Source organism: Hymenobacter cyanobacteriorum (assembly GCF_022631375.1).
GTDB classification, from domain to species: Bacteria; Bacteroidota; Bacteroidia; order Cytophagales; family Hymenobacteraceae; genus Hymenobacter; species Hymenobacter cyanobacteriorum.
Window position 1 is genome coordinate 1,029,444 of sequence record NZ_JALBGC010000001.1, and the last position, 14,024, is coordinate 1,043,467.

The window sequence follows — 14,024 nt, forward strand, 5'->3', positions numbered from 1 at the left end:
AGCAGCCTACTTCCCAATCGACCCAATCTTGGGCTGAATCTGGATAATAAACCGCTTATTCAGCGCCTCCTGGCTGCCGGTGTAGCGGCCTGCCCCGCGAAAGCCACTGCCCGCCGCCACCACCTCCAGGTTGGCGGGAAAACGCAGGCCGGCCTGCTCCCAGAGCCGAATAACGCTCAGGGCGCGGCTGTAGCTGAGCTGGCGCACGGCGGGGCCGTCGAGGTTGTGGGGGTCGTTGGCGGGGTAGCGTAGGTCTTTGGCGGCGCGGCCTTCTACCACAATGAGGTACTGCACCTTATCATCATTTTTGATGGCCTGCATCTGGCTCAGCAGGAAGCGGCCGGCCTTCACCAGCGGGGCCTGGGCCTCGTAGGGCAGCACGTCGCTTTTGGGCGCGAAGGTGACCGGGAATTTCAACTCGTAGCGCTTATAAGTGGGGTTATACTCGAAATAATTGCTTTCGAGGCGTTTGAGCGCGGCTTTGATTTCGTCGAGCTTGCGCTTTTCCTGCACCTGCACCTTCAGGTCGTAAATGAGCTTGTCGTTGTCGCGCTGCTTGTCTTTGAACAGCTTGTAGCTGAGTACGAACAGCACGAGCATGGTCAGGAACAAGGCCGTCATAAGGTCCACGTAGCTGGGCCAGAAGAAGTCCTTGCTCTCTTTCATAATGTGGGTTCTGATGGTGTAAACCAAGTTTTGAACGGTCATGCTGAGCGCAGCCGAAGCATCTCTACTGCACAACCCAATTCATTTACTACTGCGGTAGAGATGCTTCGACTGCGCTCAGCATGACCCTTCCCTTTTACGGTTTCTTCATGCTACTTTTTCCCCAAGATATTCCGCTGAAACCAATTCGGCTTGGTGATTTCCTCCAGCACCTTATTGGTGCGGTCCACCTGCTGCAAGAGTTGCTGCTGCAGTTGGGTATCGGCCAGCAGCCGGGCCTCCATGCGCTGCATGGCTTGCGCGGCCAGGTTGGCCTGGCGCTCCTGCAGCACGTTGAGGTCCTTCTGCTGGGCCGGGAGTTGGGTGAAGGGATTGAGGTACTCGGTGATTTTCTGATAGATGTTGTCCTGATTGAGGCGGCGGAAATGCTGCTGCCACTGCTCGTGGGCGGCGCTGGCTTCCTTCTGCAACTCCTGCAGGCGGCCGTCGAGTTCGGCATCCATGCGGTGCACGCCCTCGCTCACGCCCTGGCGGATTTGCGCTCCCAGGTCGACCAGCAGCTTGCCGTGCTGGCTGAAAAATGCCACCTGCTGGCGCAGGGCATCGTCGTGCTGCTGCAGGTATTGCGGCACGCTGGCCAGGCCCTGCTCCAGCGCGGTGAGGCGGTTGAGCAGCGCGCCAATGGTTTGGGCAGCTTCGTTACTGTGCACCACGGTCGTGTTCAGGGCCTGCTGGTAGCCGAGGAATTTCTCGAAGGTCTGAGCGCTTTCGTCCACCCTATCGAACACCTTGATGGTGGCATTGGCCAGCTCCGAGTAGCCGATTTTCTCCAACTGCTCCAGGAAACGCTTCTGCACGCTCACGTTCTCGGTGATGCTGGCGATGAGCGGCGTGAACTCGTGGATTTTGCTGAAAAAGTCGTTCTGAATCTGGCTGAAAAACTCGGCATTAAACGTATCGAGTACCGATTTCAGGTTACTCATGCCGGCCTGCATATCGGAGTTCAGCTTGGGCAGCAGCGCCTTTTGCAGGAAGGTGTAGTAGGCGTTTTTGTTGCGGTCGCGGGCAGCACGGGCCTGCTTCAGCAGCTGGTTGCCGGCCAGCGTGAAGGCCAGACCAAACAGGCTGCCAATCATGGCAATGAGCACGCCGCCGAGGAAGTGCTGCACGTCGCCGTTGCTGAACGAGGTGTCGGTGTTCGGGTTCGCCGTCACGTCGGCAAACGGGTTGCCGACCAGCGACACCAGCCCGATAATGGCCCCCGTGAACGTACCCAACAAGCCCAAATACAACGGCGTGGCAATCTGGGCCTGAATTTCCTCATCCAGCGCCTCGGCGTGGCGCTCCGAAATATCTTTCAGGATGCCAAAATCGGCCGCTGCGCCGCGGTTGTTCAGCAGGTATTCGTTGGTATCGGTGATGATTTGGCTGAACTCCGGCGAGGTGTCGCGGGTAATCAGCGCATCGTATTGGATGGCGAAGTTCTTGTCCGGCTCGGCAGCGGTGTAGGCAATGGGCTGCACCGCCACCGCGCCCGCCAGCGGGTACATGGCCTGCACCCGCGCCACCAGCTGGCGGTTGCGCAGAAACACCAGCGCCTGCCAGGCTACAAGCGCCAGAATGAGGAGAATTTCAATTAAGAGCATAAAATGGGGCTACGAACTGTAGAGACGCTTATTTGCGTCTCGTCGTTGAACAACCGGAACAGGCCAGTCGACATCGGGCAAAGGGCTTGTTCAACGGGGACGTTCAACGATGAGACGCAAATATGCGTCTCTACAGCTAGCTCAGTGCGATTTCGGCTTTCTGCACCACGTGCCAGGCCTCATCGCGCTTTTCCAGCTTGCCGGGCTTCAGGTTTTTGATGGTGGTGAACTGCTCGGTGGGCGGCAGCTCAAACTGGAAAAACTCCTTCAGTTCGCGCACCCCGTTGCCGATAATGCGCGACTGGTCGGCCTGCGGGCTGAACGAAAACTGGGCCGTAGTAGCGTCGGCGTGCGGCAGCGTAATGAGCACCGGCATCTGCGGCAACGGATTGGGGCTGAGCTTGCGGTGCTCGATGCTGGGCACGTCGGGGGCCGGCGCGTAGTAGTGCATAGGGCCGTTGCTGGGAGTAGGCGAAGCTGCTACTGCATCGGCAGCCGCGGGTGCACTGGCCTCAATCAGCTCCTGAATGGCGGGCGGCGTAGAGGTTGGCGCAACCCATTCCAGGGTTTGTCCGGTTTCCAGCGGTTGGTCGGCGGCAGGTGGCACAGTGGGCGTGTTCGGGTTCATAGCGGGGGCGCGTTGGGGAATCTGCGGCCACACCTCGGATGGCTTGGCCGCAGGACTGCGGGAATTAAAATTCGGCTTGTTTTTCTTGTTGCCGGCCGCTGATTTGCTGGCGGGTTTCGGCACGCCCTGCACTTCGCGCAGCGACTGGGCCGTCACGTTTTTGACGGGGGCATCGGTAGGCGTACCGGTTGACGGGTCTAGCGCCGCAGGAGCAGCGGATGCGACCGAACCAGCAGACGGGCCGGCACCAGCCGATTTGGCAACCTGGTTTTCAGACGATTTCCACACATTTTGAGCCGGCACTTTCGGCGCAGGATTGGCTGGAACTTCCGGCTCACCCCTGGTCGGAAGTTGCGCCGTACCTTCCGGCTTCGCCATGCGCCGTGCCAATAGCCACGCGCCCAATGCGCCAATAACGACTCCGCCCAGCACCGCCCATGCCGTGCTCCAGTTGGTAGCCGGCGGAGGAGTCGCGGTTTTCGATGTTAGTGTCGAGTCAGTAGCCGTGCGAGGCGCAGCATTTTCTACTGCACCCTGCGCCCACACCGCCGGACTGGCACTAAGCACCAGCAACGCGAGCAACAGTGCACATAGCAGCAACGGCCGGCTGCCCTTGCGCGGGCAGCCGGCCGGCTGGAGCAGGCTCACTGAGCCGACGCGGCTAGTTGAGCGGCTGCGCGTCATGAAGCACCTTGGATAGCTCATACAGGGCGTTTTTGAACGGCAGGAAGAACAGGGTTTCGGGCACGGTATCACCGTCGCGCAGCACGTCAGCGTACTGCTGGCGGTAGAGGTTGAACGAGTCGCCGAGGCTGCGCTCCAGCGTGTTCATCACCAGGCCGGGGTCGTTTTTCACGCCCAGGTCGGCCTGCACGCGCTTCAGCTCGGGGTCTTCGAGCAGCAGCTTGAGGCAGGCGCGGGCGTTGCTCAGCACGGCCTGCTTGATTTCGTCGGTCACGGCGGCGGCTTCGAGGTGGTGCTCGCCTTTGTCGGCCAGCGGGTTCTCGGGGTCGGGCAGCACGCCCACGGGGCGCACCATGGGCGGGTCTTGCGGAATCTGGCCGGTGGCGAGCACGCCGCCGTTAGCGGTGGTTTGCTTGGGGTCGTCGGCCAGCTTGATGCGGAAATCGGCCGGCACGGCCTGCCCGGTGGCTTTTTCCATAATGAGGCGGGCCAGCTTCTCTACCGGCTGCAGGTTAGTCCCGGCGGCCAGCAAACGCACATAGAGACTGCCGCGCCCCGTGAAGCACAGGTAGCGGGGCAGTTGCTGGCCGTTGGCCACCGTCACCTGCGCCACGTGGTAAATCAGCGCGCCGAAGTGCAGGTAAAACAGCACCCGCAGGTGCTCGGCCCGCAGCAGCCGCTCGCTGAAACCCAGCAACTGGTCGTAGTTGAACAGGAAGCTGGCCACGTCCTCGGAGCCGAAATTATCGGTGCTTTCAGCCACCAGCACGTATTCGCGGGCCCGGCGGGCGGCGGGCGAAAGCACCGCGCTTTGCACCCCGGCCACGCCGAAACGCACGAGGCCGTTGTCCTTCGAGCCGCGCACTTCGGCGCCGCCATCGCCCCATAGGTCATTGCCGGCGAAGCGGAACGAAGTGCTCAGCACCGGCTTGCGGTCGGCGTAGAGCAGCACGTCGGTGGTGCCGCCACCGATGTCGATAAAGGCCGCGTTTTCGCCCGGTCCCAGCGTCACGATGTTGCGGCGGGTGAGGTAGTAGTACGGTGCCGTCGACTCGACCATGCAGGGCATGGAGTTGGTCGTTTTGAACACGTCGTGGAACAGCGTGTCCCACTCGCGCTGGTAAAGGTTGCGCTGGTAAGTTGAGAAGCTCAGCGGGGCAAACCAGGTGATTTGCGTGGCCGCAAGGTTGCCGCCGTTCAGCGCCACCTTAGCGCGGCACAGCAGCAGAATTTCCTTGAAAAACGCCCGTACGCGGTTGGTGTTGGCGATGTTCAGCGAATTATCCCACTTCAGATTGGTGTGGTAGTTCGGCCGGCGCTGCTCTTCGGTTATGATGCCAAAGGCCACGTTGATGTTGCCCAACACACTCAGCTCCTGGGTGGCATAGTTGGCCGCCTCGTACGTCGCGGTGCGGGCCGGGAAGGCGTAGGGCGAGCTATCGGCCCCGATAATCGGCGGCACAAATTCGCGCTCCTGGTACTGCTGCCAGCGCTTGATTTGTACGAAGTTGGCCGGGTCGTCGTCGATGCCGCGGTACAGGCGCTCGTATACGCTGCGGTCAGGCTCAGCGGTGCTCTTTTTGAGCAGGACCACGGGCGAGTCGGCCACGCCGAAACTGAACGGCTTGGGCTCCTGGCCGGGGCTGTCCTGCATGGCTACGTGGGTGTTCGTGGTGCCAAAGTCGATGGCAAAACGGTACTCCTTGGTGCCCTGGCGCACTTCGGCCCAGCGCGGGATGATGAGCGCACGGCCCTCGGCCGGGGCCGGGTTCAGCACTTCGAGGTAGTCGAAATGGGTGCCACGCACCTCGTAGTAGGTGCTGCCTTCGTCCTGGCTGGTTTTGGGGGTGCGCTCGTAGCGGGTGGCGCTTTGGTCGGTGCCGGTATCGCTGAGTTGGTGGCCGTTGGCCCAGAATTTCAGGTCGACTTTCTTGGTCACCATGCTCGGGTCGATGTTGTTGGCATCCACCAGCATGACCTTGTAGAAGTCGTTGTACTGCGGCGCGTCGGCTACTTTCACGAACGGGAACACCGACAGCGCCACGTTGGTCACGCGCAGGCGGCCCACGCCATCGCCCTGCGGGTTGTCGTAGTAAGCGCGCTCATAATCAACGTAGTCGCCGCCGCTCACCGGAATGCGCAGCCGCACCCGTATGCAGGCCGATTCCAGCTCCAGCGAAAGGTGCTCGGCCAAATCCTGCTGCGTGAAGTAGTCGAAATACGCCGGCTTGATGGGCAGCAGCGGCCAGCTGCTGGGCCGGAAACCGGGCGCAATTTTCAGGTTGCCAACGAAGAACTTCGCCTCATCCACCTCGTACGGCACCGCCAGCAAGGTTTCCTCCAGCAGGTCGTTCACCGTGAGGTACGGATACGGCAGCTCCGGGCCGGGCAGCGTGCGCTCCTTCAGCGGCCGGGCATCGGTCAGGGGCACGATGGCGCCGCTGTCGGCAAACAGCGTTTCGTTGTAATACTTCTTGCCGATGGCCTTCAGGCCCGGGCGTAGCACAATGGGCAGCGGCCCGGCCACCCCCGCCCGCGTGGGCCGGATGAACAGGTCGGAGCCGCGCACGGTGCCCTCGTCGGGCCGCACGCGCAGCAGCACGCCGGCCACGTCAATCTGGTTATTCGAGGCGTCGGTGAGGATGGGAAAATTGCTGAGACTGGCGGTGCCGTCCATGGCCCAGCGCTGCAGTTGGCCGCGGTCCAGGGTGTCGCGCACCAGCGGGGCCATCGAAGTCAGGGCGGGGTCACCCACGAACTCCTGGTACACGTAGTCGCGGAAAGCGGCTTCGCGGTTGGCCAGCGGCACGTACTGGTTATCAAAATAGTAGCCCCCTCCCTGCGGGCGCTGCACCGGCAGCGGCTTCACATTCGGGGCCGGGAAAAACAGCGTGAGCGGCGAAGTGCCGCCGATGAGCTGCGGCACCCCATTCGCGCCGGGGAAGTAGATGAGGTGCATCTCGGTCAGCTTCGCGAAGCGGCCGTCGAGGTAGAGGCTCAGCACATCGGCCAGCGGCCGGGTGGCGGGATTGGCGCGCAGCTTGGCCAGTTCCTCGTCCTTGCGCCAGGCCCGGATTTGCAGGCGCTGGCTGGCCAGCTTGCGCTGGTGGAAGTTGAACACCATTTCCCACACATCCCAGAAGTGGCTCACCAGTTGGTGGTAAACGGAGTCCTGAGCCGCACCACCCTGCGTCACGAAGCGCAAGGCCGTCTCTACCAAGTGCATGCGGGCAAAGGGCGAGGGAATCGAAACCGCCACCTTAGCGGCGCGGCCGCCCTGCGGGTCGAGCAGGCGCTCCACTTCGTGGGGGCCGATTTTACCAGTCGGTCCCCAGCCCTCGTGGGTGCTGGAGCCGGTATCGTGCAAACGCAGGATTTTAGCCATCTAATTTATTATTGTTGAATTGCTGGATGGGCGAATTGTTGAATTGACGTTCCGCTGAATAATCAATAGCTAAGGCATTACATCCAAGCCAAAAGAGTTGACCGGATTCTTCAACCAATTCAACTATTCAGCAGTCTAGCCATTCACCCGTTCATCAGGAATACTGCAGCTTCTTGTCCAGAATCTCCTCTGTCGCCTCCTCAAACGCCTTCACCACCCAGCGCAACGCTTCATTCTCCGTTGGGTTTTTCAGGGTGTCTTTGCCCACGGCTTTGGTCAGCTCGTCGCGGAAGAAACCCGGGGTAATGCCTTTGCTGAAAATGCCGGTTTCGACCGTTTTATCCGACACCATTTTGTTGAAATCCATCTCGTCGGCGCGGATGGCGGTGTAGCGGCGCTGGTTCACGCCCAGTTCGCGCAGCCACTCGTTGTATTCGCCGAAAAAGTCGGTCAGCTCGCGCAGGGCGCGGTTGTTGCGCAGCTGGGCCGAGAGGTCGCCGGCCTCGTAGTAGGGCGCTTTGGCATCTTCGGGGGTGTGCTTGAGGAAGTAGCGGGCGAAGTAGTGCAGCTGGATGAGCGGGCGGGCCACTTCCTGGCGCATCTCGGTGGGCAGCTGGCCGAAGTCGATGTCGGTGCTGTCGGCTTTCAGGCCATACTCGTGGTAGAGCGGCTGGTTGCCGTCGAGCTGGTTATCGGGCACTTCCATGAAATGCTGAATGGAGAGCGCGCCCAGCATTTCGAGCAGGTGGGCATGGTTGCGCTGCTCGGCGCGGCCGGGGTGGTTGGCCAGCGGCTGGCCGGGCTGGTCGCCGAGGTAGTACATGGCCTCCAGCCCTTGCAGGTTGTCGGCGTAGTACGAAAGGGCGGTTTTCGTCTTCGTAATGAAGGTGTTGGAGTCGATGAAATCCTGGCCGCCGGCCTTCTCATCGGCCGAAGGGTCCTGCAGCTTGAAGTAAGGCAGCATCACCAGCGCGCCGGCTTTGAGGCGGCGGCGGATTTCGGGGTGGGCCAGCGGCGAGTTGGCGTCGCGCAGGTTTTTCACCAGCAGCGGGAAGCCGGCCGCGCCGGTGCCACCAAAAATGGAGCTGATGAAAAATGCCCGGTCGCCATCCTGCAAACTTTGGGCGAGGTAGCGCATTTCCTTTGACTGCACCACCGCATTGAGCACCACCGAACCTACGTTGGGCGAGCCGCGGAAGCCCACGTCGAGGTTGGCCGCGAGGCTATCCTGCGTAAATAACAAATCGACCAGGCCCTGCGTCTCCACCGAGAGGTCGTTGTATTTCAGGTAATCGCGGAAGGGCTGGCTGATGCCGCCGAAGTCGTACACGAACGAGTCGCGCAGCTCCTCGCCGCCGCCGCTGGTGTTCAGGTGGGCCAGCGTGTTCATGGGCTGGCTGAAGAAGCCGGTTTTTTCCTTCTGGCCGTCGCCGTACAGGGCCTCATGGATGCGGGCGTAGCGCTTGAGCAGCGCCACGGTGCGCGTCACGTCGCCGTTCTGGGTGTCGGGGTCGATGAGGACGGGCACCACCTGGTCGCAGTTCGGAATGCGGACGCCCGAGGCCAGCAGCATGGTGAGGGAGCGCAGCACGCGGGCCCCGGTGCCGCCCACGGCAAAGATGAATAGCTTCATGAAATGTTGAGTTTTGAAGGTTGAGTGCTGAGTTGGAATGTTGGGGAGTATGCCAGGCAACTTGCCTGTTCAACTCAACCCTCAACATTCAACTCTTAAAACTTCAATTAAAACGGCCCCACAAACGGCGTGGTGCGCGCATACGTGCTCCAGCGCTTCAGCAGCACCGAGAAAATCAGGAACCACAGCACTGCCACCAGCATGTTCACCACCATGAAGTAACCCAGGTAGCTGCTCACTTCCGCGCCGTGGCCTTTGCCGAGGCTGTTGGCCAGAAACACGCCCAAGCCAGCGGCCAGCGCTAGTGTGAGGGCCCAGTGCGGCGTGCGGAACATGCCCGTGCGCAAAGCCGAGTTGAATACGTAATAAAAGGCCAGCACTAGCAACAGACTCACGCCCAACGTGCTCCAGCCCACGAGCGAAAACAGGTCGGTTTTGTACAGGCCGTAATCGGCCGGGCGCTGGCTTTGGAAGATGGAAATCAGAGCCGAATACAGGCTGGTGAAGAAGGTTTGCATAGGAAAAGGTTAGAGATGTGAGAAGTGAGACCTGAGAGGCGAGATAAAAACGACGATTGTCTCCTATCTCACTTCTCGCCGTCTCATGTCTCTATTTGTCGTTTTTGAGCGGAAGCTGAACCGTGAATACGGCCGGCAAGGTGGTTGGGTACGATTGGCGGACGCCGGTCAGAATCTGGTCGAGGCCGAAGGTGCGCGGGGCGGGCGTGTTGTCGTTGGCGGTGCTCCAGGCGGCTACCCAGTCCGGCGTTTCCGGGGCGGGCAGGGCCAGGGTGAGCGTGGCGGTGGGGGCCGCCAGCTTGCTCACGCGCAGGCGTACCACGTGGGTGTAAGGCGCCAGCACGGGCTGGCCGCTTTGCTCCACTTCGGTGAGCGGGCGCACCGAGCCGGGCAGCAGGTTGGCCTGGCCGTTGGGCAGGCGCACTTGCAGATGTTGGGCCAAAAATGCCGGCTGCTGCCAGGCAATGGGCAATTCCTTCAAATCAAGCCCCACCGAAAAGTCCACCGGGTCGTCGGACGGGTTCAGGGCCAAGCTTTTGTCATTGTCGGCGTACACGGTGCCGCCGCTCGACTTTAATTTCGGGTCGGTGAGCTTGGTGAGCAGCGGGGCGAAGGCCGGCGTGCTGGTTTTCAACCCGAAAAAGGCTTGCTGCGCCGGCGCGTTCCGAAATACCTCTGCCGCGTAGCGCGCCACCTGGGCGGGCGGTCCAATCACCCACACATAATAAGGCACCTTCTCGCCGTTGAGCGTGCGCTTTTGCACCGGCGTTTTCACGGCCGGGAAGTAGCTGCCGTAGAAATGCGAGGTTTCGCCGAATACCGCCACGGCCAGCTGCTGCCGGTTCACGGGTGCGATGGATGTGCGAATCAGGTTCGGCAGCTGGGAGAAGTCCGACTTGCGGGCCGGGCCATAGATGAAGTCCGAAATCACCACGCTCACCTCCTCCCCGGCCTTGGGCCGGTTGAGAATGCCTTCCAGCATCTGCGGCAGCTCGGTGCCAAGGGCGGCCTGGCTCACTTCGCCCTGCACCACATCGCGCAACTGCTCAAATTTCACGGGGCGCGGCGCGGCGTTCTCGCAGAGGTAATATTTGCGTTCGGCCACGGCCCCGCTCACCTGCGTTTCGGTGATAAGCGCACCAATGCGCTGCTGGAATTCCGTGGCCGGCTTGTCGGCCCCGCCGCGCGGCACAAAGCCTTTCATGCCGCCCGAGTATTCCAGAAAAACACTCACGTGCAGCGGCGCAGCTTCGGGGGCGACTGGTGCGTCGGCGGTGGCCTTGGGGCCTTTGGCGGGCTTGGTGGCGGTGGTTTCGGTGGGCTCCGAGCCGCAGGCCGTTAGCAGCGAAACGGTGCCAAGCAAAAGCCCGGCGAGCCGGAAACCACGAACAAGACGCAACGCGGGCCGGGGCCCGTAATCAGATATCGGCATATAGTAAGCGCTGGGCAAGGTTTTGGGGCGAAGTATAGGCATTACGCAACGAAATGCCAGCCGGCCGAAAACCGCCGCCGCTAAACGCGCGCAATTGGCTGGTGGTACGTGTACTTTTGCGGCCGGCCAAAATTTGCTGCTTTGCGTAGTGGTTTTTTCCGACCTGCTGCGCCGGTATTGGCAGTTGGTCAGGTTGTTGCCGGTTTGTTCGTTCCCTATTTTTTCCGCGTCGCTCATGCGCCTCATTGCTTTTCGCCCCGAATACCAGATTACCGCCGAACCGAGCCGCAACCGCATCTTTTACAAGCACTTTGCCGAACTGGCCCAGGCCCAGGAACTGCCCGAATACCTCAGCGACTGGCAGCAGGCCCTGGATGCCATGAAGCCCGGGTTCACCATTCTCAGCGACATGACGGAGTTGGACGACGTGTCGGGCCCGTTGGCCAAGCTTTTCGAGCAGGCCCAGACGCTGCTCGACGGCCGGGGCCTGCGCATGATTGCCACCGTGCACGCCCCCGACGTAGCCCTGGCCCACGCCGCAACCTCGGCCGAAGCCCCGGCCAAATATCCCCGGCGCAGCTTTACCGACCTCTGGCAGGCCGATAAATTCCTGGACGAGCTGGCCGCCGGCGCCTAGATTCAACGGCTTTCGGGCCAACGTTTTGGGCCGCGGGGCTGTTATAAAGCGGGCCGCCGATTGGCGGCCCCGACCCCACCCCGTACCTTTGCGCCAACGGCCTCCTACGTTGTGGCCGCTTCAAACCCGATGCCCGGTTAAAGGCACTTTTTGCGTTTATGTCCAATTCCATTTCCACCGATATCTGCATCATCGGCGCCGGCCCGGTCGGTCTGTTTGCAGTTTTTGAAGCGGGCTTGCTCAAGCTCCGCTGCCACGTTGTTGATGCCCTGCCGCAGCCCGGCGGCCAGCTCTCCGAGATTTACCCCAAGAAGCCGATTTACGACATCCCGGGATTTCCCGAAATCCTGGCCGGCGACCTGGTCGACAATCTGATGAAGCAGATTGAGCCCTTCCACCCCACCTTCACGCTGGGCGAGCGGGTGGAGCAGTTCCAAAAGCTCGACGACGGCTCGTTCCAGCTCTTCACCACCGACGGCACCGAAATCCACTGCAAGGCCGTGGCCATTGCCGGCGGCCTGGGCTCGTTCGAGCCCCGCAAGCCGGCCGTGGAAAACCTGGAGCAGTTTGAAGGCGGCCGCGGCGTGCACTACATGGTGCGCGACCCCGAGCATTTCCGCGACAAGAAAATCGTGATTGCCGGCGGCGGCGACTCGGCCCTCGACTGGACCAATTTCCTCGCCAACGTGGCGTCGGATGTGACGCTCGTGCACCGCGGCACCACCTTCCGGGGTGCGGCCGACTCGGCCGAGAAAGTAAAAAACCTGCACGAAGCCGGCAAAATCAAGCTCGTGCTCAGCTCCAACGTAACGCACCTGCACGGCAACGGCGAGCTAAAGGAAGTGACCATCACCGGCAACGACGGCCAGGCCGAAACCGTGCCGCTCGACTGCTTCATTCCGCTGTTCGGCCTCACGCCCAAGCTCGGCCCCATCGGCGAGTGGGGCCTGGAAATTGAGAACGACGCCGTAAAAGTGGACACGCTCGACTACAGCACCTCGCTGCCCGGCGTGTTCGCCATCGGCGACATCAACACCTACCCCGGCAAGCTGAAGCTGATTCTCTGCGGCTTCCACGAGGCCGCGCTGATGTGCCAGGGCGCGTTCAAATACATTTTCCCCGACAAGAAGTACACCCTGAAGTACACCACCGTCAACGGGGCACCCAGCATGTAAAAAGGGTAAGAGGGTATGGGGGTAAGAGGGCAGGGATTTTTACGTCCTTCCACCCTCCTACCTTCTTACCCCCATACCCTCCTACCCTAAATATGGAAAACGACATTCGCATTTACGTCGAAGACGCGCCCGGCCAACGCACGGAGCTCATTGGCCCCACCGACATGGGCCTGAGCCTGATGGAGTTGCTCAAAGCCAGCGGCTACGACATCATGGCCACTTGCGGCGGCATGGCCCTCTGCGCCACCTGCCATGTGGAAGTACTGGCCGGCCCGGCCCTGCCCGAGCCCGGCGACGACGAGCTCGACATGCTCGAAACCCTGCCCGTAGTGCACGAAGGCTCGCGCCTGAGCTGCCAGATTCGCCTCACGCCCCGCACCGACGGCCTGGTGGTACGCCTGGCCCCCACGGGGGCGTAAGCCGCGCCGCCTTGTCGTTGCAAGCGTAGCGCAGTGCCTGAAGGACAGCATGAAGTTTTTAAACGGTAGCGTTGCCCTTGAAACAAAAGCCCCGGCACTGTGCAGTGCCGGGGCTTTTGTTTTTGGAAGAGTTTGTCGCTGAAAAGGCGTAGCCCCGCTGCGCCCGCAATGCCAGCCGCTACCCGGCCGCCACCAGCCGCTCGCGCATCCGCTCTTTGGCGGCTTCCGATAGTGCCGGGCCAGCCTGCGCGCGGGCAGTGGCCGAGGCCCGCGCCCACTCGGCAATCAGGAGGGTTTGTTGGGAGTAGCGCTTGCAGTAGCGGCAGATGTGCAGGTGCAGCCACAGGCTGGCGCGCTCGCGGCGCGGCAGCGTGGGGTCCTGGCGCTGCTCGAGGAGCAGGGTAGCGTGCCGGCAGTTGATAAGTCGTAGCATAGCAGATAGTTAATTCTGGCCGAGGCCGTGTTTTTCGAGGCAGCGGCGCAGCTGAAGCTTGGCCCGGTGCACGATAACCCAGTAGTTGGACGAAGTCAGGCCCAGCTCCTGACAAATTTCTTCGGCCGATAATTCCTCCACGAAGCGCATGGCGAACACGGCCTCCTGCTGGGGCGAAAGCCGCGCCTGGCAGCGCTGCAGAATCTCGTGCAGCTCCTGCTGCTCCAGCGCGGCATCGGCCCGGAGCCAGCTGGCGGGTTCCTGCGGGCCGGCCCAGTGCCCGGTGGCGGGGCTGAAATAGTCGGCGACGGAGGCGTTGTCGCCGTCGCTCAACGCCTCGAGCCCAATGTGCGGGGCGCGGGCCTGACGGCGGTAGTAGTCGATGATTTTGCGGCGCAGGATGACGAACAGCCAGGTGCGCTCGGAGGCTTCGGCCCGGAAGGTGGCCAGGCTGGCCAGCGCGCTCAGGAAGGTTTCCTGCACCAGCTCTTCGGCGGCGGCGGCATCGGAAACACGGCTCAGGGCAAAGCGGTAGAGCTCGTCGCCGAAGCGGGCAGGCCACTCGGCCGGGACGGGAATTGCTGGGGTCATGCGGGGCGGCGGCTGGGCGGGGTGAGTCGCGCCACAATAGTACGCGCCACCCGATGAGGAGTTACCAACCCGCCGCAAACAATAATTCTGCTCATTTCACTGCCGGTGGGCCCGTTTCCAACCGCGCAATGATATGGCTGAGCTTAAATAACTTGTAAATACTATAATCATTTTTTG

Annotated in this window: 12 protein-coding genes; 3 read left to right on the forward strand and 9 right to left on the reverse strand. The window is 61.8% G+C overall.

Translation table 11 applies throughout. The annotated features are described in order from the left end of the window. Positions 1 to 6: 6 nt before the first annotated feature. The 7 genes from MON38_RS04425 to MON38_RS04455 form a co-directional block, all read right to left on the reverse strand. Positions 7 to 666 carry a hypothetical protein gene (locus tag MON38_RS04425; RefSeq protein ID WP_241934920.1) on the reverse strand — a complete coding sequence of 220 codons (660 nt, stop codon included), beginning with the start codon at positions 664 to 666 and terminating at the stop codon, positions 7 to 9. A gap of 152 nt (positions 667 to 818) precedes the next feature. Next, positions 819 to 2,312: a hypothetical protein gene (locus MON38_RS04430; protein WP_241934921.1), complete on the reverse strand. Its 1,494-nt coding sequence runs from the start codon at positions 2,310 to 2,312 to the stop codon at positions 819 to 821. A gap of 136 nt (positions 2,313 to 2,448) precedes the next feature. Next, positions 2,449 to 3,243 (reverse strand): hypothetical protein, encoded by a 795-nt coding sequence (locus MON38_RS04435; RefSeq protein WP_241934922.1) that lies wholly within the window; start codon positions 3,241 to 3,243, stop codon positions 2,449 to 2,451. Between the two features lie 358 nt (positions 3,244 to 3,601). After that, a complete protein-coding gene (locus MON38_RS04440; RefSeq protein ID WP_241934923.1) occupies positions 3,602 to 7,009 on the reverse strand; it encodes an acetate and sugar kinases/Hsc70/actin family protein in 3,408 nt (1,135 codons plus the stop codon). Positions 7,010 to 7,163: 154 nt separating this feature from the next. Continuing rightward, positions 7,164 to 8,642, reverse strand: coding sequence for a hypothetical protein (locus MON38_RS04445; protein ID WP_241934924.1), 1,479 nt, complete (start codon positions 8,640 to 8,642; stop codon positions 7,164 to 7,166). A 107-nt stretch (positions 8,643 to 8,749) separates the two neighbouring features. Beyond that, positions 8,750 to 9,160, reverse strand: coding sequence for a hypothetical protein (locus MON38_RS04450; RefSeq protein WP_241934925.1), 411 nt, complete (start codon positions 9,158 to 9,160; stop codon positions 8,750 to 8,752). Between the two features lie 91 nt (positions 9,161 to 9,251). After that, entirely contained in the window at positions 9,252 to 10,523 is a 1,272-nt protein-coding gene (locus MON38_RS04455; protein WP_241934926.1) for a hypothetical protein, read from the reverse strand. Positions 10,524 to 10,827: 304 nt separating this feature from the next. Here MON38_RS04455 and MON38_RS04460 point away from each other — a divergent pair, with 304 nt between their 5' ends. The 3 genes from MON38_RS04460 (at position 10,828) to MON38_RS04470 (ending at position 12,823) form a co-directional block, all read left to right on the forward strand. Continuing rightward, on the forward strand, positions 10,828 to 11,229 hold the full coding sequence (locus tag MON38_RS04460) for a hypothetical protein (RefSeq protein ID WP_241934927.1): 402 nt from the start codon (positions 10,828 to 10,830) through the stop codon (positions 11,227 to 11,229). A 158-nt stretch (positions 11,230 to 11,387) separates the two neighbouring features. After that, positions 11,388 to 12,404 (forward strand): NAD(P)/FAD-dependent oxidoreductase, encoded by a 1,017-nt coding sequence (locus MON38_RS04465; RefSeq protein ID WP_241934928.1) that lies wholly within the window; start codon positions 11,388 to 11,390, stop codon positions 12,402 to 12,404. A gap of 92 nt (positions 12,405 to 12,496) precedes the next feature. Next, positions 12,497 to 12,823, forward strand: a complete 327-nt coding sequence (locus tag MON38_RS04470) for a 2Fe-2S iron-sulfur cluster-binding protein (RefSeq protein ID WP_241934929.1) — start codon at positions 12,497 to 12,499, stop codon at positions 12,821 to 12,823. A gap of 178 nt (positions 12,824 to 13,001) precedes the next feature. Here MON38_RS04470 and MON38_RS04475 read toward each other — a convergent pair whose 3' ends face one another. Beyond that, positions 13,002 to 13,256, reverse strand: coding sequence for an anti-sigma factor family protein (locus MON38_RS04475; protein ID WP_241934930.1), 255 nt, complete (start codon positions 13,254 to 13,256; stop codon positions 13,002 to 13,004). A 9-nt stretch (positions 13,257 to 13,265) separates the two neighbouring features. Then, a complete protein-coding gene (locus tag MON38_RS04480) occupies positions 13,266 to 13,847 on the reverse strand; it encodes a sigma-70 family RNA polymerase sigma factor (RefSeq protein ID WP_241934931.1) in 582 nt (193 codons plus the stop codon). Positions 13,848 to 14,024: the final 177 nt, after the last annotated feature.